We start from the raw sequence: 18767 nt of genomic DNA on the forward strand, positions 1-18767 counted from the left end.
CATGACTCAGCAAGAATACTTACGCCGCCGCCAGGCTTTGTTGGCGCAAATGCAGCCCGGCAGTGCTGCGTTAATTTTCGCTGCACCGGAAGCGACACGCAGCGCGGACAGTGAATATCCGTACCGCCAGAGCAGCGATTTCTGGTACTTCACCGGTTTTAACGAACCAGAAGCTGTGCTGGTGCTGATTAAAAGTGATGACACACACAACCATAGCGTTTTGTTCAATCGGGTTCGCGACCTGACCGCAGAGATCTGGTTTGGCCGTCGTCTGGGGCAGGATGCCGCACCGGAAAAACTGGGCGTTGACCGGGCGCTAGCCTTCAGTGAAATCAACCAACAATTGCACCTGCTGCTGAATGGCCTTGACGCGGTGTATCACGCTCAGGGTGAGTATACGTGGGCAGACGAGATTGTCAGTACGGCGCTGGATAAGCTGCGTAAAGGTTCCCGGCAGAATCTGACAGCGCCTGCAGCAATTATCGACTGGCGTCCGATGGTGCATGAGATGCGTCTGTTTAAATCGCCAGAAGAGATTGCTGTTATGCGCCGGGCTGGGGAAATTACCGCACTGGCACACACCCGGGCAATGGAAAAATGCCGCCCGGGGATGTTTGAGTACCAGTTGGAAGGGGAAATCCATCACGAATTCACCCGTCATGGTGCGCGTTACCCATCCTATAACACCATCGTTGGCAGCGGTGCAAACGGCTGTATCCTGCATTACACCGAAAACGAAAGTGAAATGCGTGATGGCGACCTGGTGCTGATTGACGCCGGATGCGAATACAAAGGCTACGCGGGCGATATCACGCGCACCTTCCCGGTTAACGGTAAATTTACACCTGCGCAGCGTGAGGTCTACGACATCGTGCTAGAGTCGTTAGAAACCAGCCTGCGTCTGTATCGTCCGGGGACTTCCATTCAGGAGGTGACTGGCGAAGTGGTGCGCATCATGATTACCGGCCTGGTAAAGCTTGGTATCCTGCATGGTGAAGTCGAACAGTTGATCACCGAGAATGCGCACCGACCTTTCTTTATGCATGGTCTCAGCCACTGGCTGGGTCTGGATGTCCATGACGTCGGTGTTTATGGTCAGGATCGTTCGCGTATTCTGGAGCCGGGAATGGTGCTCACGGTTGAGCCTGGGTTGTATATCGCTCCGGATGCCGATGTACCTCCTGCTTACCGCGGTATTGGCATTCGTATTGAAGATGACATCCTTATTACCGAAGACGGTAATGAAAATCTGACCGCTGGAGTGGTCAAGAAGGCGGATGACATTGAAGCCCTGATGGCAGCGGCGCGACTGCAATGAGCGTGATTATCGTCGGTGGTGGCATGGTCGGCGCGACGCTGGCGCTGGCCATTTCAGCGCTAAGCCATGGGACGCTGCCTGTTCATCTGATAGAAGCGAGTGAACCTGAAACCGATCGCCACCCGGGATTTGACGCCCGGGCAATTGCGCTGGCGGCAGGAACCTGCCAACAACTGGCGCGAATTGGCGTGTGGCAGGCGATTGCCGATTGCGCAACGGCAATCAAAACGGTACACGTCAGTGATCGTGGACATGCCGGATTCGTAACGCTGGATGCGCAGGAATACCAAATTTCAGCGCTCGGTCAGGTGGTAGAACTGCACGATGTGGGGCTACGTCTGTTTGCGCTGCTGCGTAAAGCGCCGGGTGTCACATTGCACTGTCCCGCTCGTGTCGCCAGCGTGTCGCGCACGCAAGAACGTGTTGATGTTACACTGGAAAATGGCGAAACGATTACGGGGCATCTGCTGGTGGCTGCCGACGGTACGCGTTCTGCGTTGGCGACGGCCTGTGGGGTTGACTGGCAGCAACAGCCGTATGAACAACTGGCCGTCATTGCTAACGTCACGACTTCCGTTCCTCACGAGGGGCGCGCCTATGAGCGTTTCACGCCGCATGGTCCGCTGGCCATGTTGCCAATGGCGGAGGGGCGATGCTCGCTGGTGTGGTGTCATCCGCTGGAGAAGCGTGAAGAGATCATGTCCTGGTCAGATGAACAGTTTTGCTGCGAACTGCAACGCGCATTTGGCTGGCGACTGGGCCGCATTACACAAGCGGGCAAACGCAGCGCTTACCCGCTGTCTTTAACAACCGCGCTGAAAGCGATTACCCATCGTACGGTGCTGGTGGGTAATGCGGCGCAGACGCTGCATCCTATTGCCGGACAAGGTTTTAACCTTGGGCTTCGTGATGCCATGAGTCTTGCCGAAACGTTGACTCAGGCCCAGGATGACGCAGAAGATGTGGGCGATTATGCGGTGCTGTCGCGTTATCAACAGCGTCGTCAGAGCGATCGCGAGGTGACGATTGGTGTCACCAACAGTCTGGTGTATCTGTTTGCCAATCGCTGGGCTCCGTTGGTCGTTGGGCGTAATGCCGGACTGATGGCGATGGAATTATTCACACCCGCGCGCGATGCGTTGGCGGAGCGGACCCTCGGTTGGGTTGCGCGATAAATATGACCTGTAGGTTGGATAAGGCAAAGCCGCCATCCGGCAAGGGTCCCCGCAAAAATGCCTGATGGCGCTGCGTTTATCAGGCTTACGGATTACAGGTTTCGAGGTATAAACAGTGCAAAGTGTTGATGTAGCAATTGTTGGTGGCGGCATGGTGGGACTGGCGGTTGCCTGCGGCCTGCAGGGCAGCGGATTACGCGTTGCTGTGTTAGAACAACATGTTCCGCAGCCTTTGGCGGCGGATGCACCCCCTCAGCTTCGCGTGTCGGCAATTAACGCGGCCAGTGAAAAACTGCTGACACGCCTTGGCGTATGGTCGGATATTGTTGCCCGTCGCGCTTGCTGTTACCACGGCATGGAAGTCTGGGATAAAGACAGCTTTGGACGCATTGAATTTGATGACCAGAGTATGGGTTACAGCCATTTGGGGCATATCGTCGAAAACTCGGTGATTCACTACGCACTGTGGCAAAAAGCGCAGCGTTCAGCGGATATCTCGCTGATGGCACCGGCTGAGTTACAGCAGGTGGCCTGGGGAGAAAACGAGGCGTTCCTGACGCTGAAAGATGGCTCCATGCTGACCGCCCGTCTGGTGATTGGCGCAGACGGTGCAAACTCGTGGCTGCGCAACAAAGCGGATATTCCGCTGACGTTCTGGGATTACCGTCATCATGCGCTGGTGGCAACGATCCGCACGCAAGAAGCCCACGGCGCGGTAGCGCGTCAGGTGTTTCATGGCGAAGGTATCCTGGCGTTCCTGCCGCTTAGCGATCCACATTTATGCTCTATTGTCTGGTCTCTCTCGCCGCAGGACGCTGAACGTATGCAGCAGGCAAGTGCAGATGATTTCAATCAGGCTCTGAATATCGCTTTCGATAATCGTCTGGGGTTATGCCAGCTTGAAAGCGAACGCCAGACGTTTCCGCTGACTGGACGCTATGCCCGTCAGTTTGCCGCCCATCGTATGGCCCTGGTGGGTGATGCGGCGCATACCATCCATCCGCTGGCAGGACAGGGCGTGAACCTCGGTTTTATGGATGCAGCGGAGTTGATTGATGAACTTAAGCGCCTGCAACGCCAGGGAAAAGACATCGGTCAGTACCTCTATCTGCGCCGTTATGAGCGTAGCCGTAAGCACAGTGCGGCGCTGATGCTGGCTGGAATGCAGGGGTTCCGTGAACTGTTTGCCGGTGAGAATCCGGCGAAGAAATTACTGCGTGATATTGGTCTGAAACTGGCCGATACCCTCCCGGGCGTAAAACCACAACTCATCCGCCAGGCGATGGGGCTGAACGATCTTCCTGAATGGCTACGCTAGTGTCCGAAAGGACAACCTTAAGAGTTTGAAACCCGTCACACTTTCCTCTCCCGGCCTGCGCGCCGGGATGGCTCTCTCATTTGAAATAATCTAATTCCACGCCTTTTTTCGCATTAGTTTTTTTAATATTACGTTTTTTTCATAACGCCATTTTTGACATTTTTTCCACATTAAATATGGATTGATGCGGCTTAACTCTGCTTATGTGCGTCTGTTGTTCTGAAGTGGTGGCGTTTTAATGGTTTTTTATGCTGTCGGCGATCTGGTCATTTTTAGTCATAAGCTAATGTGATGGTTAATTTTGCCTTATGGTTTAGCGTCTGTTTCGGTGGTAAGTTCAGGACAAAGAGAACGTTTGCGTCGCAGCCCCTGGAGCGGCTGTGGTGCTGGGTTTCGTGGCGAAGATTTCACCACGAAAGAGTTGATAGCCCCGCTTATTCAACGAGGAAAAGATGGCTCAACAGACTCCTTTGTACGAACAACACACGCTATGTGGCGCGCGCATGGTTGACTTCCATGGCTGGATGATGCCACTGCATTACGGTTCTCAGCTCGATGAGCACCATGCTGTCCGCACCGATGCCGGTATGTTTGATGTGTCGCACATGACCATCGTCGACCTGCGCGGCAGCCGCACCCGGGAGTTCTTGCGCTATCTGCTGGCAAACGACGTCGCGAAGCTAACGAAGACAGGTAAAGCCCTTTACTCCGGTATGCTCAATGCTTCGGGCGGCGTGATAGATGACCTGATTGTCTACTACTTCACTGAAGATTTCTTCCGCCTCGTTGTAAACTCCGCCACCCGCGAAAAAGACCTCTCCTGGATTACCCAACACGCTGAACCTTACGCCATCGACATCACCGTTCGTGATGACCTGTCACTGATCGCGGTGCAAGGACCAAACGCGCAGGCAAAAGCTGCCACGCTGTTTACTGACGAACAACGCCATGCTGTTGAAGGTATGAAACCGTTCTTCGGCGTTCAGGCGGGTGATTTGTTTATCGCGACCACGGGTTATACCGGCGAAGCGGGATATGAAATTGCAATGCCGAATGAAAAGGCCGCGGATTTCTGGCGCGCGCTGGTTGAAGCCGGTGTTCAGCCTTGCGGTCTGGGCGCGCGTGATACGCTGCGTTTAGAAGCCGGTATGAACCTGTATGGTCAGGAGATGGATGAAGGTATCTCCCCGCTGGCGGCCAATATGGGCTGGACTATCGCGTGGGAACCGACCGATCGCGACTTTATTGGTCGTGAAGCGCTGGAAATGCAGCGCGAAAAAGGCCATGAGCAACTGGTCGGCCTGGTGATGACCGAGAAAGGCGTGCTGCGTAATGAACTGCCAGTGCGTTTTACTGACGCGTCGGGCAACCAGCATGAAGGCATCATCACCAGCGGAACCTTCTCCCCAACGTTGGGCTACAGCATCGCGCTGGCACGCGTTCCGGCGGGTATCGGCGAAACGGCGATTGTGCAAATTCGTAACCGCGAAATGCCGGTAAAAGTGACTAAACCTGTTTTTGTGCGTAACGGCAAAGCCGTCGCGTAATTCATCCTTTTTTGGAGATTGATTGATGAGCAACGTACCTGCAGAACTGAAATACAGCAAAGAACACGAATGGCTGCGCAAAGAAGCTGACGGTTCTTATACCGTTGGTATCACCGAACACGCTCAGGAGCTGCTGGGCGACATGGTTTTCGTTGATCTGCCCGACGTTGGCACGACCGTTAGTGCGGGTGATGACTGCGCGGTTGCGGAATCCGTAAAAGCGGCATCTGATATTTATGCGCCGGTCGGCGGTGAGATTGTTGCGGTTAATGATGCACTCAGCGACTCTCCGGAACTGGTTAACAGCGAGCCGTATGCCGGTGGCTGGATCTTCAAAATCAAAGCCAGCGATGAAAGTGAGATTGAATCACTGCTGGATGCGACTGCATACGAAGCTTTGTTAGAAGACGAATAAATACGCGTCATTCTTCACGTTGCAGGTGTGTTGGTTTCCTCGCACACCTGCAACGTGAATCATTTTGCGTATTCAGGTAAGTAGAGACACCTACGATTCACTGCACGTTTCAGGAACCATCGCCCATGACACAGACGTTAAGCCAGCTTGAAAACAGCGGCGCTTTCATTGAACGCCACATCGGACCGGATGCCGCGCAGCAGCAAGAGATGCTGAATGCCGTTGGCGCCGAGTCGTTAAACGCGCTGATCGGCCAGATTGTGCCGAAAGACATTCAGCTCGCAACCCCGCCACAGGTGGGCGAGGCGGCGACCGAATACGCCGCGCTGGCTGAATTAAAAGCCATCGCCGGGCGTAACAAGCGCTTCACGTCCTACATTGGCATGGGCTACACCGCTGTACAGTTGCCGCCGGTTATTTTGCGCAACATGCTGGAAAACCCGGGCTGGTACACCGCGTATACGCCGTATCAGCCAGAAGTCTCTCAGGGGCGCCTGGAAGCGCTGCTGAATTTCCAACAAGTCACGCTGGACCTGACTGGTCTGGACATGGCTTCCGCGTCTCTGCTGGATGAAGCCACCGCTGCCGCTGAAGCTATGGCGATGGCAAAACGCGTCAGCAAGCTGAAAAACGCCAACCGTTTCTTCGTCGCGGCTGATGTTCATCCGCAAACCCTGGATGTTGTGCGTACCCGTGCGGAAACCTTCGGTTTTGACGTTATCGTCGATGATGCGGAAAAAGCACTGGATCACCAGGATGTGTTCGGCGTGCTGTTACAGCAGGTTGGCACTACCGGTGAAGTGCACGATTACAGCAAACTGATTGCTGAACTGAAATCCCGTAAAGTCGTGGTCAGCGTTGCTGCCGATTTTATGGCGCTGGTTCTGCTGACCGCTCCAGGTAAACAGGGCGCAGACATTGTGTTCGGCTCTGCGCAGCGTTTCGGCGTACCGATGGGATACGGCGGTCCACACGCAGCGTTCTTTGCTGCTAAAGATGAATTCAAGCGCTCTATGCCTGGCCGTATTATCGGCGTATCCAAAGATGCGGCGGGCAATACCGCACTGCGTATGGCGATGCAGACTCGCGAGCAGCATATCCGTCGCGAGAAAGCGAACTCCAACATTTGTACCTCGCAGGTACTGCTGGCCAACATCGCCAGTTTGTATGCCGTTTATCATGGTCCGGTAGGCCTGAAACGCATCGCCAACCGCATCCACCGTCTGGCCGATATTCTGGCGGCGGGTCTGCAACAGAAAGGACTGAAGCTGCGGCATGCGCATTACTTCGATACCCTGTGTGTAGAAGTGGCCGATAAAGCGGCTGTACTGGCGCGTGCTGAAGCGGCTGAAATCAACCTGCGCAGCGATATTCATAACGCAGTAGGTATCACCCTCGATGAAACCACCACTCGCGAAAATGTGGTGCAATTGTTCAACGTCCTGCTGGGCGACAGCCACGGCCTGAACATCGATACGCTGGATAAAGACGTGGCGCTCGACAGCCGTTCTATTCAGGACAGCATGCTGCGTGATGACGCAATCCTCAGCCATCCGGTATTTAATCGCTACCATAGCGAAACCGAAATGATGCGCTACATGCACTCGCTGGAGCGTAAAGATTTGGCGCTGAACCAGGCGATGATCCCGCTGGGCTCCTGCACCATGAAGCTGAATGCGGCAGCTGAGATGATTCCAATCACCTGGCCGGAATTTGCCGAACTGCACCCGTTCTGCCCACCAGAGCAGGCGGAAGGTTATCACCAGATGATAGGTCAACTGTCTGACTGGCTGGTTAAACTGACCGGTTATGACGCCGTTTGCATGCAGCCGAACTCCGGCGCACAGGGTGAATATGCTGGCCTGCTGGCAATTCGTCATTATCACGAAAGCCGTAACGAAGGTCATCGTGATATCTGCCTGATCCCGGCTTCTGCTCATGGTACCAACCCGGCTTCCGCTCAGATGGCGGGTATGCAGGTGGTGGTTGTCGCCTGTGATAAGAACGGCAACATCGACCTGGACGATCTGCGTGCAAAAGCAGAACAACACGCCGAAAATCTCTCCTGCATCATGGTCACCTATCCGTCTACGCACGGCGTATATGAAGAAACCATCCGTGATGTATGCGAAATCGTGCATCAGTTTGGCGGTCAGGTTTACCTTGATGGTGCGAACATGAACGCCCAGGTTGGTATTACTTCGCCAGGCTTTATCGGCGCAGATGTATCGCACCTCAACCTGCATAAAACGTTCTGCATTCCGCACGGCGGCGGCGGCCCCGGTATGGGACCGATCGGCGTTAAATCGCATCTGGCACCGTTCGTGCCGGGCCACAGTGTGGTACAGATTGAAGGGATGCTCACCCGTCAGGGCGCTGTTTCTGCCGCTCCGTTCGGTAGTGCGTCTATTCTGCCAATCAGTTGGATGTATATCCGCATGATGGGGGCAGAAGGCCTGAAGCAGGCAAGCCAGGTGGCAATTCTGAATGCTAACTACATTGCCAGCCGTCTGAAAGATGCCTATCCGGTGCTGTATACCGGTCGTGACGGCCGTGTGGCACATGAATGTATTCTCGACATTCGCCCACTGAAAGAAGAGACCGGTATCAGCGAACTGGATATTGCCAAGCGTCTGATCGATTACGGTTTCCATGCGCCGACCATGTCATTCCCGGTTGCGGGTACGCTGATGGTCGAACCAACGGAATCCGAAAGCAAAGTAGAATTGGATCGCTTTATCAATGCGATGCTGGCTATCCGCGCTGAGATCGATCGCGTGAAAGCCGGTGAATGGCCGCTGGACGATAACCCGCTGGTTAACTCTCCACATACCCAGAATGAACTGGTGTCTGAGTGGACTCACGGTTATAGCCGCGAAATTGCTGTCTTCCCGGTGGGTGTGGCGAACAAATACTGGCCGACCGTGAAGCGTCTCGATGACGTTTACGGTGACCGTAACCTGTTCTGCTCTTGCGTACCGATGAGCGAATATCAGTAACTTTTCCGCGCAGTAAAGCCGTTTCCAGGCCGGGTAAGGCGAAGCCGCCTCCCGGCTTTTTCATATCTGGAGGAATGTATGGGAATCGCACTGGTTACTGGCGGCAGTCGTGGTATTGGACGGGCAACTGCATTGCAGCTGGCAGAAGAGGGATACACGGTTGCGGTTAACTTTCATCATAATATTCGCGCCGCAACGGAGGTGGTAAATCGCATCATAGCCGCTGGAGGGAACGCGTTTATTCTGCGTGCCGATATCAGTGATGAGAGTCAGGTGGTGGCGATGTTTGACGCTATTGACCGCGAAGGCGAACCATTGGCTGCACTGGTCAATAATGCCGGGATTTTGTTTGAGCAGAGCACGGTGGAGAACCTCACGGCTGAGCGAATCAACCGTGTCCTGGCAACCAATGTGACCGGCTATTTTCTGTGTTGTCGGGAAGCGGTAAAACGGATGTCGTTAAAACACGGTGGTCAGGGTGGGGCGATTGTGAATGTTTCTTCAGCAGCATCAAGACTTGGCGCGCCTTTCGAATATGTTGATTATGCCGCATCGAAAGGGGCTGTGGATTCGCTAACGACCGGACTGGCGCTGGAAGTGGCGGCTCAGGGGATCCGTGTAAACTGCGTACGACCAGGCCTTATCTATACCGAAATGCATGCCAGTGGAGGAGAGCCGGACAGGGTGGACCGCGTGAAATCCATATTGCCTATGCAGCGAGGCGGACAGCCGGAAGAAGTCGCGCAGGCGATAGTTTGGCTGCTGAGCGAAAAGGCCTCTTACGTGACGGGCAGTTTTCTTGAATTAGCGGGGGGGAAGTAAGTGCGTTGATAGCGTACTGCGCTTACCGGGCCATAAGTGTGCAACCCGAAGCGTATATTTATGTCGCGGACTACCGTTTTCCCGGTAATCCGCATCTGTAATAATGTTATCCTCTGGTAGGCCCGGAGAAAAGATCCCTAATCCGGCGACAGAGATATGGGCGTCGTTAAACGCCATTGTAGTAAGGTATATAATCTCTTAAAACGGAATTTGTATCTCAATTTATTCTCATCATTTCCAGTAAATTAACGTTGTTTTAAATCCCCTTTATTTATGAAAAATTAAATACCATAAATAACTCAAATATATTTTCTGTGAAATAATCTGCGGTATTTTCATTTCGGGAGGAAATGATGAATAAGTTAAGCTTGCTGCCGTTAATTATATATTTTATATCTATAAATGCAATGAGTGCGGATGCAAAAGGTAATACATCATCCCCGAGTAAAATATTAGGTGCTCCTGTTAACACAGCAATTTCAGGTGGTTCGCTACTTCCGCAGGGAATGTTACTGACAGCAGTAAACAGTTCCTTTCGTGATAAGGATAATCAAATAAAGGGAAGCGGAAGTCCGGATATTTACTCTCAAATATGGCTGCTCAAAATCCGTTACGGAATGACTGACCGACTCGAAGGTGTGACAGTTGGGTCTTATATTAATAATCGACGCGACAATATGTCTCCCGAACATATAGAAGGGGTGGGCGACCAGTCAGTTGGCCTGAGCTATGCGTTGTTGAGTCAGCGAGCGGGGGCGCCATTTTGGCTGACAGTTGGCGGAGCGGTGCTGTTACCGACGGGGCAGGATGGAGATAACCATTTACCCGGTAATGGGGCGTGGGGTGGCCGGGCATCCGTGTCATTAACGAAGTTTTTTACCCCGAATATTAAAGGTGATATGGATTTTATCTTCCAGGGGCCGTTTGAACGCGGAAATCAGGATGTTAAACGTGGGAATGAGTTTCAATGGAATACCCAATTCCGTTATATGTTTAGCGAAATACCGTGGGATATTGGCGTGGAAAGTGCGTATAGCCATAATGATTCTGGCACCCGGGAGCTATCAACGGGCCGTGTGATAAATAATCAGTCAGGTACTACCGAATGGGTTATTGGTCCTTCTTTCAATGTTGCGATTGATTCAATAAATGTTTGGCTTGGTTTCGGCTCATTCTTTCCTGTAATGCAAGAGGTTAAATCGGCGACCAAAATGGAAAATGTACGTTGGGAGTTTAAAGTCGGTAAAACCTGGTGATCTCTTTGTTTGCGTACTTACCTGGCATCACACAGGTAAGTACGTATTATCTCGTGTAGTTAACGTTTCTCGCCGTTGCTGGCAATTACCTCTTTGTACCAGTTAAAACTTTTCTTGCGCGAACGCGACATATCGCCGGTGCCATCGTCGTGTTTATTCACATAGATAAAACCATACCGTTTACTGTACTGGCCGGTGGTGAATGATACGCAGTCGATGCAACCCCACGGCGTGTAGCCTATCAGCTCCACGCCATCATACGTTACCGCTTCCATCATCTCTTCGACATGAGCACGCAGATAGTCGATACGATAGTCATCGATGATGCTACCGTCTTGCTCCACTTTATCGTAGGCGCCAAACCCGTTTTCGACGATAAACAGCGGTTTCTGATAACGCTCGTAAAGTTCGCATAACGCATAGCGCAGCCCAACAGGATCTACCTGCCAGCCCCAGTCGGAGGCCTTTACGTGCGGGTTTGGCACACTGCCTTCAAAACCCGAGATTGCATCGCCGCTACCACCTTCTGCTTTTACTGCGTTAGTCATGTAATAGCTGAAGCCGAGATAGTCGCAGGTCCCTTCACGCAGGATTTGTTTATCACCCTCTTCCATCCTGATGTTGAATTCGCGGCGCTCCCATTCATTCAGCACATAAGACGGGTAGTAACCGCGCAGTTGAACGTCGGTGAAAACATAGCGCTCACGCATAGATTCCTGCGCGAACATTACATCTTCAGGCTTACAGGAGAACGGATACAGCGGTACCATCGCCAGCATGCAACCGACCTTCATTTCAGGGTTGATGCGACGTGCCGCCTTTACCGCCAACGCACTGGCAATAAACTGGTGATGTAGCACCTGATACATGGTTTCTTCTGGATTTTCATGTTCGGTATACACAACGCCGGAACAGCAGTAACCAAAAAGTGGTGCGCGCCAGTTACGCTGGTTGTTGATTTCATTGAAGGTCATCCAGTATTTGACCTTGTGCTTGTAGCGCTCAAAGACAACTTCGGCAAAACGAACAAAGAAATCGACGACTTTGCGATTGGTCCAGCTACCGTACTGTTGAACCAGATGCAGCGGCATTTCGAAGTGGGAAAGCGTGATAACCGGCTCGATGTTGTATTTGAGTAATTCATCGAACATATCATCGTAGAACTTCAGACCTTCTTCGTTCGGTTGTGATTCGTCACCTTGCGGGAAGATACGGGTCCATGCGATAGAGGTACGGAAGCACTTGAAACCCATTTCGGCAAACAGCTTGATGTCTTCTTTGTAATGACTGTAAAAATCGACAGCTTCATGGTTGGGATAGTACTTGCCGGGCACAATGTCTTGAGTGATCTCACGGGGAACACCATGTGCGCCACCGGTCAGTACGTCGCAAATGCTGGGACCTTTGCCACCTTTGTTCCAGCCGCCTTCAACCTGATGCGCCGCTACTGCGCCGCCCCATAAAAAATCTTTTGGTAAGGTAAGTTTTTTCATCTGCGCTCAGTCTCAAATTAATACAATCTGATTTTGAGTCTAACAAAGGAAAGATAAATGTCACGATATAACAAAATAGCGGAAATGTGATTTGTTACATCAAAAAAACATATTGTTTTTTTACGCTAATCTTTTCGCCAGCTTGCGGCCAAGTGATTCCAGAATATAAATAACAGGAATTTGCGTGGTAATATCATAGACCCCCGCTATGCGGGTTTGCGGTACGTGCCACGAGAGGTTAAAGTCGGCGAGTTTCGCCAGTCGCGAATGCTCATGGCAGGTAATCGACAGGACTTTACAGTTATGCAGGCTGAACTGGCTGGCGAAACGCAGGATTTCCTCTGTTTCGCCAGAGACGGACAGGACAATCGCCAGCGCGTTTCTGGCCATATCATTGGTTACCGGAAAATAAGGGTCGTCGATATGGTTACTGAATTTACCCACATTGGAGAAAAAACGTGCGCCATATTTTGCTAAGGCTCCTGATGTTCCCGCACCGACGAATATGATACGCTCAGAAGATAATATAATATCAACAGCTTGATCGAGCAGTTTATCAAACTCGTCATTGTTCACGCCTTTAAAAAAGCTGATTATCTCGCTGGCGCCAAAATTAGCCTGTTGCGGTTCATTCTGCTCTAAATATAATTTAAAGCGTACGCGAAATTCTGAGTAACCCTCACACTTAAGCTTGCGGCAAAAGCGCAACACGGTAGTTGTGGATACGCCCACGGCATCGGCCAGTTCGCGAATGGTCATGTACATGACTTTGTCACGGTTTTTGATGACATAGTTATAGACCAGCATCTCAAGATTGTTGAGACTGGCGATGGCAGCGTGGGAGAACATACTCACAATGGCAAAACTCACTCATCAGACTTCATCTACAGGGAATAATAACATGCAGCCAAATGACATCACTTTTTTTCAACGCTTCCAGGATGACATTCTGGCAGGACGTAAGACCATCACCATTCGTGATGAGTCTGAATCACACTTCAAAGCCGGCGATATTCTGCGCGTTGGGCGCTTCGAGGATGATGGCTACTTCTGCACGATTGAAGTTGTCGGCACTTCAACAGTTACACTGGATACGCTAACGGAACAACATGCCCGACAGGAAAACATGACGCTTGATAAGCTTAAACAGGTGATTGCTGAGATCTATCCACAACAAACGCAATTTTATGTGATTGATTTTAAATGTCTTTAATTTTTAAGGTACAGATGTTAGCTGAAATATAAAATATAACAATATGATTTTTATTGATTTTTTATTTTTTGAGAAATATTTGGGCTAACAGGTGTTCACTGGAACCATTCTCAGTTACGCTAGAGGCGCAATCACGAAAGTGTTCGTTTTACCGGAGTAACTTATGGTTCAGAAGCCATTAATCGCGCAGGGATATTCGCTGGCTGAGGAAATAGCCAATAGCATCAGTCACGGTATTGGACTGGTGTTTGGGATTGTCGGACTGGTGCTGTTGCTGGTTCAGGCAGTGGATGCCAATGCCAGTGCTATGGCGATTACCAGCTATAGCCTGTATGGCGGCAGCATGATCCTGCTGTTCCTTGCTTCAACCTTGTATCACGCAATCCCCCATCAGAAAGCGAAAATCTGGCTGAAAAAATTCGACCATTGCGCTATTTATCTGCTGATTGCCGGGACTTACACGCCGTTTCTGCTGGTGGGCCTGGATTCGCCGCTGGCGCGTGGATTGATGATCGTTATCTGGAGTCTGGCGCTGCTTGGTATTTTATTCAAACTGACTATTGCACACCGCTTTAAGGTTTTGTCGCTGGTGACCTATCTGACGATGGGGTGGTTATCATTGATTGTGGTGTATCAACTGGCGGTTAAGCTGGCGGCGGGTGGTGTGACGTTGTTGGCTGTGGGGGGCGTGGTATATTCGCTGGGCGTGATTTTCTACGTCTGCAAACGTATTCCTTACAACCATGCTATCTGGCATGGGTTTGTGCTGGGTGGCAGTGTTTGTCACTTTCTGGCGATTTATTTGTACGTGGGGCAAAACGCATAGATTCAGTGCAACCCCGAGGGCGGCGTAAACGCTCGCCCGGGATATGTTTTTAGGCCGGATAAGGCAACGCCGCCATCCGGCGGCCTGCACTGAATTGCCTGATGGCGCTGCGCTTATCAGGGCGACTAATTACTCTTCGTCTAACGAATACGGCAGCGGCACAATATGCAGCGTTTTCGCATCATCACGCACGCGGAACACGCTGTCTGCTTCCATATCGTTATTCATCACAACCTGTACTAACACCTGACCATCGGCCAGTTGCACGGCTGCAAGAACAGTACCGGTACGACGCCAGTTCTCACCCATTTTTAGTTCCAGATCTTCACCTGCTTCTGGTACCCGGCTGGCAGTACCCGCCAGGGTCCACATTGCACGTTTATTGGCGCCGCGGAATTTTGCGCGGGCAACCATTTCCTGACCGGTGTAACAACCTTTTTTGAAGCTAATACCACCCAGAGCCTGAAGGTTAGTGGCCTGCGGAATAAACTGACCGCTGTTAGCGGTGTCGATCACCGGGATACCCGCTTCGATATCCAGCGCCAGCCATTGCTGGCTGTTATTCAATTCTGCTTCGCCACGCAGTTTCTCTGCAATCATCTCAGCTGTTGCGACATCAACGATCAGCAGGAAGCGTTCAGACGGATGCCCGAACCACAGCAAGGTGGAAGCGCCGTGGGTAACGACCTGATTATCGCTGGTTGGCAGTTCGCTAAAGAGATTGGCTAGCGCCGCACGCGCCTGGAAGCCTGCTACGCCCAGCAGGACGCGCTCATCATCCGGGGCAATCACGACCTTCGAGAAGACGGCGTATTTTTTCAGTTCGGTTAATTGGGCATCACGCAGGCTACGGCGTTCAAGCCAGGCAAAACCATCAGCCTGACGGAAGAGACGCAGGTTGCTCCACATTTTACCTTTGGCATCGCAGTGAGCGGCCAGCAGGTGTTGCTGTTCGGTCATCTGGCTGACATCAGCGGTGACCTGGCCCTGGATGTACTTTTCACTGTCGACACCAGTAATGGTGGCGAGAGCCCAGTCGTCGAGCGTCATTAGCGTCAGAGGCAAACGTGCCGACGCAAACGGCTGGCGAGGAGGAAACGATGTAAAAGCCATAATAATGTCCTGATTTGCTTAACGCGGTAATAATGACTAATGGTAAAAGAGCTATGGGCTATTGCAAGCGGTTTAAACATCCTGTTTGTGCCATATATTAAGCTTTGCGAGGAGACATCCAAAAAAGTGAACCCTTTGACTTAATGTGGTTTTATTTAGCGATCGCGCTTCCGTTTACTGATATTCCCGTAAAAGAGCGTGAAAAACACGTTACAATAGCCGGATACTTCGTTTTCGCGAGACAGGGAAAAGAACATGGATATTAACAACAAAGCACGTATTCATTGGGCATGCCGCCGCGGTATGCGTGAACTGGACATCTCTATCATGCCGTTTTTCGAACATGAGTATGACAACTTAAGTGACGAAGAAAAACGCATCTTTATCCGTCTGCTGGAATGCGATGATCCAGACTTATTTAACTGGTTGATGAATCATGGGAAACCGGCTGATGAGCAGTTGGAGCAGATGGTGCGACTCATCCAGACACGGAATCGGGAACGTGGTCCAGTGGCAATCTGATTTACGCGTTTCATGGCGCGCACAGTGGCTCTCTCTGCTCATTCATGGGCTGGTTGCGGTATTCATTTTATTGATGCCCTGGCCGTTGAGCTACACCCCATTATGGTTGGTTCTGCTCTCTCTGGTGGTGTTTGATAGCGTACGCAGTCAGCGTCGCATTAACGCTTGTCAGGGAGAGATTAGACTGTTAATGGACGGTCGTCTGCGCTGGCAGGGGCAGGAGTGGTCTATCGTTTGTGCACCCTGGATGATTAAAACGGGCATGATGCTGCGTTTGCGTTCAGATGCGGGAAAACGTCAGCATTTGTGGCTGGCAGCGGACAGCATGGATGACGCAGAGTGGCGGGATTTGCGACGGTTAATGCTGCAACAGGCGAAGCAGGGTTAACGCTGGCGAATGACTGATGGCGAGCAGTTATGGTTTAGTGCGCTATGTAGGCCGGAGAAGGCATTCACGCCATCATCCGGCAACACGGTTATCAGGACCAGTGTTCGGCCATTTCACCGAGAATTTGCTCACACCAGGCCTGGATACGTTCATCGCTGAGGTCGTACTGGTTAGTTTCATCCAGAGCTAAACCGACAAACAGCTGTCCATCGGCAATCACGGGTTTATCGCTGGTGAATTCATAGCCTTCAGTTGGCCAGTAACCGACAAACTTAACACCTTTGGTGACCAGTTTATCATGCAGCATACCCAGTGCATCAAGGAACCACTCACCGTACCCCAGTTGATCGCCCATGCCGTAAAGCGCGACAATCTTGCCTTCCAGGTTGAGGTTGTCCAGTTGATCCCAGACCGCTTCCCAGTCTTCCTGAATTTCACCGAAATCCCAGGTTGGAATACCCAAAATGAGCACGTCATACTGCTCCATTAAGGCTGGGGAATCATCCTTGAGGTTGTGCAGTGTCACCAGTTCGGGACCAAGGATATCGCGGATTTTTTCTGCTGCCATTTCGGTGTAGCACGTGCTGGAACCGTAAAAAAGACCCATGTTCATGACGTAAACATCTCAATTCTGCTGTAGCGTTGCGGCTAGTGTAACAGAATCGCCGCAATCTCGGCACAATGAGGCATAATGCATCAAAAATGAGAGTGAATTAAGGGGCGCGAGTGGAACAAGATCTGGCACGCATCGAGCAATTTCTTGATGCCCTGTGGCTGGAGCGAAATCTGGCGGAGAACACGTTAAGTGCGTATCGTCGCGATCTGACAATGCTTGTTGAATGGCTGCACCATCGTGGCATTTCACTGGCGACGGCGCAGAGCGATGATTTGCAGGCACTGCTGGCTGAGCGAATGGATGGCGGGTATAAAGCCACCAGTTCAGCACGTTTGCTCAGTGCCATGCGGCGTTTTTTTCAGCATCTTTACGGCGCAAAATTTCGCGAAGACGATCCAAGCGCCTCGCTTGCTTCACCTAAACTTCCGCAGCGTTTGCCAAAAGATCTTAGCGAAGCGCAGGTAGAACGGCTGCTGCAGGCCCCGCTTATTGACCAACCGCTTGAGCTACGCGACAAAGCTATGCTGGAGGTTTTGTACGCCACGGGGTTGCGCGTATCAGAGTTGGTGGGGCTGACGATGAGCGATATTAGTCTGCGCCAGGGTGTTGTACGGGTGATTGGTAAAGGCAACAAAGAGCGACTTGTGCCGTTGGGCGAAGAAGCCGTGTACTGGCTGGAAACATACCTGGAACACGGTCGTCCGTGGTTGCTCAACGGCGTATCGATTGACGTACTGTTTCCCAGCCAGCGTGCGCAGCAGATGACCCGTCAGACTTTCTGGCATCGTATTAAACACTATGCTGTGTTAGCAGGGATCGACAGCGAGAAACTGTCTCCGCACGTATTGCGGCATGCTTTTGCCACGCATCTGCTCAATCACGGCGCTGACCTGCGCGTGGTGCAGATGCTGCTGGGGCATAGCGATCTCTCGACTACACAGATTTATACACATGTCGCAACGGAGCGCTTGCGTCAACTACATCAACAGCATCACCCACGAGCGTGAGTGCTGACAGTAAAGGATAGGTTATGAAGAAACGTTTTATGATGCTCACCCTGCTGGCTACTGCGTTTTCAGGCATGGTACATGCAGACGATGCGGCTATTCGCCAGTCATTAGCGAAGCTGGGCGTGCAGAGCACCGAAATTCAACCTGCTCCGGTTGCGGGCATGAAAACCGTACTGACCAATAGCGGTGTGCTGTACGTTACTGAAGATGGCAAGCATATTATTCAGGGGCCGATGTATGACGTAAGTGGCGCAAGCCCGGTGAATGTCACTAACCAACTGCTGATGAAGCATCTGAATGCGCTGGAAAAAGAGATGATCGTCTACAAAGCGCCGCAAGAAAAACACGTCATCACCGTTTTCACCGACATCACTTGTGGCTACTGCCACAAGTTGCATGAAGAAATGAAAGACTACAACGCGCTGGGCATCACCGTCCGTTATCTGGCCTTCCCTCGACAGGGGCTGGAAAGCCAGGCTGAGCAGGACATGAAGTCAATCTGGTGTGCAAAAGACAAAAACAAAGCCTTTGACGATGCGATGGCGGGTAAGGGCGTGAAAGCGGCGACCTGTGATGTGGATATCGCGAATCATTACGCACTGGGCGTGCAGTTTGGCGTCAGTGGCACACCGGCGATTGTTCTGAGCAACGGCTATGTTGTCCCGGGCTATCAGGGGCCGAAAGAGATGAAAGAATTCCTCGACGCACACGAAAAACAGACCAGCGGTAAATAATT

Annotated in this window: 18 protein-coding genes; 14 read left to right on the forward strand and 4 right to left on the reverse strand. The window is 51.7% G+C overall.

Going from position 1 to position 18767, the window contains the following annotated elements; all coding sequences use genetic code 11:
* Position 1: 1 nt before the first annotated feature.
* The 8 genes from pepP (at position 2) to OGX95_RS11955 (ending at position 10850) form a co-directional block, all read left to right on the forward strand.
* A complete protein-coding gene (pepP, locus tag OGX95_RS11920) occupies positions 2 to 1318 on the forward strand; it encodes a Xaa-Pro aminopeptidase (protein WP_286629554.1) in 1317 nt (438 codons plus the stop codon).
* The gene (gene ubiH / locus OGX95_RS11925; RefSeq protein WP_286629555.1) at positions 1315 to 2493 is read left to right on the forward strand and encodes a 2-octaprenyl-6-methoxyphenyl hydroxylase; all 1179 of its coding nucleotides are present in this window, start codon (positions 1315 to 1317) and stop codon (positions 2491 to 2493) included. The genes pepP and ubiH overlap by 4 nt, the downstream gene beginning before the upstream one ends.
* Before the next feature lie 115 nt (positions 2494 to 2608).
* Complete coding sequence (ubiI, locus tag OGX95_RS11930; protein ID WP_286629556.1) at positions 2609 to 3811, forward strand: FAD-dependent 2-octaprenylphenol hydroxylase; 1203 nt, start codon at positions 2609 to 2611, stop codon at positions 3809 to 3811.
* Positions 3812 to 4263: 452 nt separating this feature from the next.
* Entirely contained in the window at positions 4264 to 5358 is a 1095-nt protein-coding gene (gcvT, locus tag OGX95_RS11935) for a glycine cleavage system aminomethyltransferase GcvT (RefSeq protein WP_286629557.1), read from the forward strand.
* 25 nt (positions 5359 to 5383) lie between these two features.
* A complete protein-coding gene (gcvH, locus tag OGX95_RS11940; RefSeq protein ID WP_137382650.1) occupies positions 5384 to 5773 on the forward strand; it encodes a glycine cleavage system protein GcvH in 390 nt (129 codons plus the stop codon).
* Between the two features lie 125 nt (positions 5774 to 5898).
* Complete coding sequence (gene gcvP, locus OGX95_RS11945) at positions 5899 to 8772, forward strand: aminomethyl-transferring glycine dehydrogenase (RefSeq protein WP_286629558.1); 2874 nt, start codon at positions 5899 to 5901, stop codon at positions 8770 to 8772.
* 78 nt (positions 8773 to 8850) lie between these two features.
* A complete protein-coding gene (locus OGX95_RS11950) occupies positions 8851 to 9594 on the forward strand; it encodes an SDR family oxidoreductase (RefSeq protein ID WP_286629559.1) in 744 nt (247 codons plus the stop codon).
* Positions 9595 to 9947: 353 nt separating this feature from the next.
* Complete coding sequence (locus tag OGX95_RS11955; RefSeq protein WP_286629728.1) at positions 9948 to 10850, forward strand: transporter; 903 nt, start codon at positions 9948 to 9950, stop codon at positions 10848 to 10850.
* Positions 10851 to 10909: 59 nt separating this feature from the next.
* Here OGX95_RS11955 and bglA read toward each other — a convergent pair whose 3' ends face one another.
* The gene (gene bglA, locus OGX95_RS11960) at positions 10910 to 12343 is read right to left on the reverse strand and encodes a 6-phospho-beta-glucosidase BglA (RefSeq protein WP_286629560.1); all 1434 of its coding nucleotides are present in this window, start codon (positions 12341 to 12343) and stop codon (positions 10910 to 10912) included.
* Positions 12344 to 12463: 120 nt separating this feature from the next.
* On the reverse strand, positions 12464 to 13192 hold the full coding sequence (locus OGX95_RS11965) for a MurR/RpiR family transcriptional regulator (protein ID WP_286629729.1): 729 nt from the start codon (positions 13190 to 13192) through the stop codon (positions 12464 to 12466).
* Positions 13193 to 13244: 52 nt separating this feature from the next.
* Between OGX95_RS11965 and yqfB the strand changes: the two genes are divergently transcribed.
* Both yqfB and trhA read left to right on the forward strand, forming a co-directional pair.
* A complete protein-coding gene (gene yqfB / locus OGX95_RS11970) occupies positions 13245 to 13556 on the forward strand; it encodes a N(4)-acetylcytidine aminohydrolase (RefSeq protein WP_286629561.1) in 312 nt (103 codons plus the stop codon).
* A gap of 163 nt (positions 13557 to 13719) precedes the next feature.
* On the forward strand, positions 13720 to 14382 hold the full coding sequence (gene trhA / locus OGX95_RS11975; protein WP_286629562.1) for a PAQR family membrane homeostasis protein TrhA: 663 nt from the start codon (positions 13720 to 13722) through the stop codon (positions 14380 to 14382).
* Between the two features lie 129 nt (positions 14383 to 14511).
* Here trhA and ygfZ read toward each other — a convergent pair whose 3' ends face one another.
* A complete protein-coding gene (gene ygfZ, locus OGX95_RS11980) occupies positions 14512 to 15495 on the reverse strand; it encodes a tRNA-modifying protein YgfZ (protein WP_286629563.1) in 984 nt (327 codons plus the stop codon).
* Between the two features lie 255 nt (positions 15496 to 15750).
* Here ygfZ and sdhE point away from each other — a divergent pair, with 255 nt between their 5' ends.
* Positions 15751 to 16017 (forward strand): FAD assembly factor SdhE, encoded by a 267-nt coding sequence (gene sdhE, locus OGX95_RS11985; protein WP_005123351.1) that lies wholly within the window; start codon positions 15751 to 15753, stop codon positions 16015 to 16017.
* Positions 15998 to 16405: a protein YgfX gene (locus tag OGX95_RS11990; RefSeq protein WP_137382657.1), complete on the forward strand. Its 408-nt coding sequence runs from the start codon at positions 15998 to 16000 to the stop codon at positions 16403 to 16405. The genes sdhE and OGX95_RS11990 overlap by 20 nt, the downstream gene beginning before the upstream one ends.
* A 91-nt stretch (positions 16406 to 16496) precedes the next feature.
* Here OGX95_RS11990 and fldB read toward each other — a convergent pair whose 3' ends face one another.
* Positions 16497 to 17018, reverse strand: a complete 522-nt coding sequence (gene fldB / locus OGX95_RS11995; RefSeq protein WP_048213164.1) for a flavodoxin FldB — start codon at positions 17016 to 17018, stop codon at positions 16497 to 16499.
* Positions 17019 to 17131: 113 nt separating this feature from the next.
* On the opposite strand from fldB, the gene xerD reads away from it, so the two are divergent.
* Entirely contained in the window at positions 17132 to 18028 is an 897-nt protein-coding gene (gene xerD, locus OGX95_RS12000; RefSeq protein WP_286629564.1) for a site-specific tyrosine recombinase XerD, read from the forward strand.
* Between the two features lie 23 nt (positions 18029 to 18051).
* On the forward strand, positions 18052 to 18765 hold the full coding sequence (gene dsbC, locus OGX95_RS12005; protein WP_101742745.1) for a bifunctional protein-disulfide isomerase/oxidoreductase DsbC: 714 nt from the start codon (positions 18052 to 18054) through the stop codon (positions 18763 to 18765).
* Positions 18766 to 18767 lie beyond the last annotated feature (2 nt).

Origin of the sequence: Citrobacter sp. Cu233 (assembly GCF_030332225.1) — a bacterium.
Lineage (GTDB): Bacteria > Pseudomonadota > Gammaproteobacteria > Enterobacterales > Enterobacteriaceae > Citrobacter.

Bases quoted from the DNA above. Each gene is read 5' to 3' on its own strand.
- pepP (WP_286629554.1), top strand. From the start codon at position 2: ATGACTCAGCAAGAATACTTACGCCGCCGCCAGGCTTTGTTGGCGCAA.
- ubiH (WP_286629555.1), top strand. From the start codon at position 1,315: ATGAGCGTGATTATCGTCGGTGGTGGCATGGTCGGCGCGACGCTGGCG.
- gcvT (WP_286629557.1), top strand. From the start codon at position 4,264: ATGGCTCAACAGACTCCTTTGTACGAACAACACACGCTATGTGGCGCG.
- gcvH (WP_137382650.1), top strand. From the start codon at position 5,384: ATGAGCAACGTACCTGCAGAACTGAAATACAGCAAAGAACACGAATGG.
- gcvP (WP_286629558.1), top strand. From the start codon at position 5,899: ATGACACAGACGTTAAGCCAGCTTGAAAACAGCGGCGCTTTCATTGAA.
- OGX95_RS11950 (WP_286629559.1), top strand. From the start codon at position 8,851: ATGGGAATCGCACTGGTTACTGGCGGCAGTCGTGGTATTGGACGGGCA.
- OGX95_RS11955 (WP_286629728.1), top strand. From the start codon at position 9,948: ATGAATAAGTTAAGCTTGCTGCCGTTAATTATATATTTTATATCTATA.
- bglA (WP_286629560.1), bottom strand. From the start codon at position 12,343: ATGAAAAAACTTACCTTACCAAAAGATTTTTTATGGGGCGGCGCAGTA.
- OGX95_RS11965 (WP_286629729.1), bottom strand. From the start codon at position 13,192: ATGTTCTCCCACGCTGCCATCGCCAGTCTCAACAATCTTGAGATGCTG.
- yqfB (WP_286629561.1), top strand. From the start codon at position 13,245: ATGCAGCCAAATGACATCACTTTTTTTCAACGCTTCCAGGATGACATT.
- trhA (WP_286629562.1), top strand. From the start codon at position 13,720: ATGGTTCAGAAGCCATTAATCGCGCAGGGATATTCGCTGGCTGAGGAA.
- ygfZ (WP_286629563.1), bottom strand. From the start codon at position 15,495: ATGGCTTTTACATCGTTTCCTCCTCGCCAGCCGTTTGCGTCGGCACGT.
- sdhE (WP_005123351.1), top strand. From the start codon at position 15,751: ATGGATATTAACAACAAAGCACGTATTCATTGGGCATGCCGCCGCGGT.
- fldB (WP_048213164.1), bottom strand. From the start codon at position 17,018: ATGAACATGGGTCTTTTTTACGGTTCCAGCACGTGCTACACCGAAATG.
- dsbC (WP_101742745.1), top strand. From the start codon at position 18,052: ATGAAGAAACGTTTTATGATGCTCACCCTGCTGGCTACTGCGTTTTCA.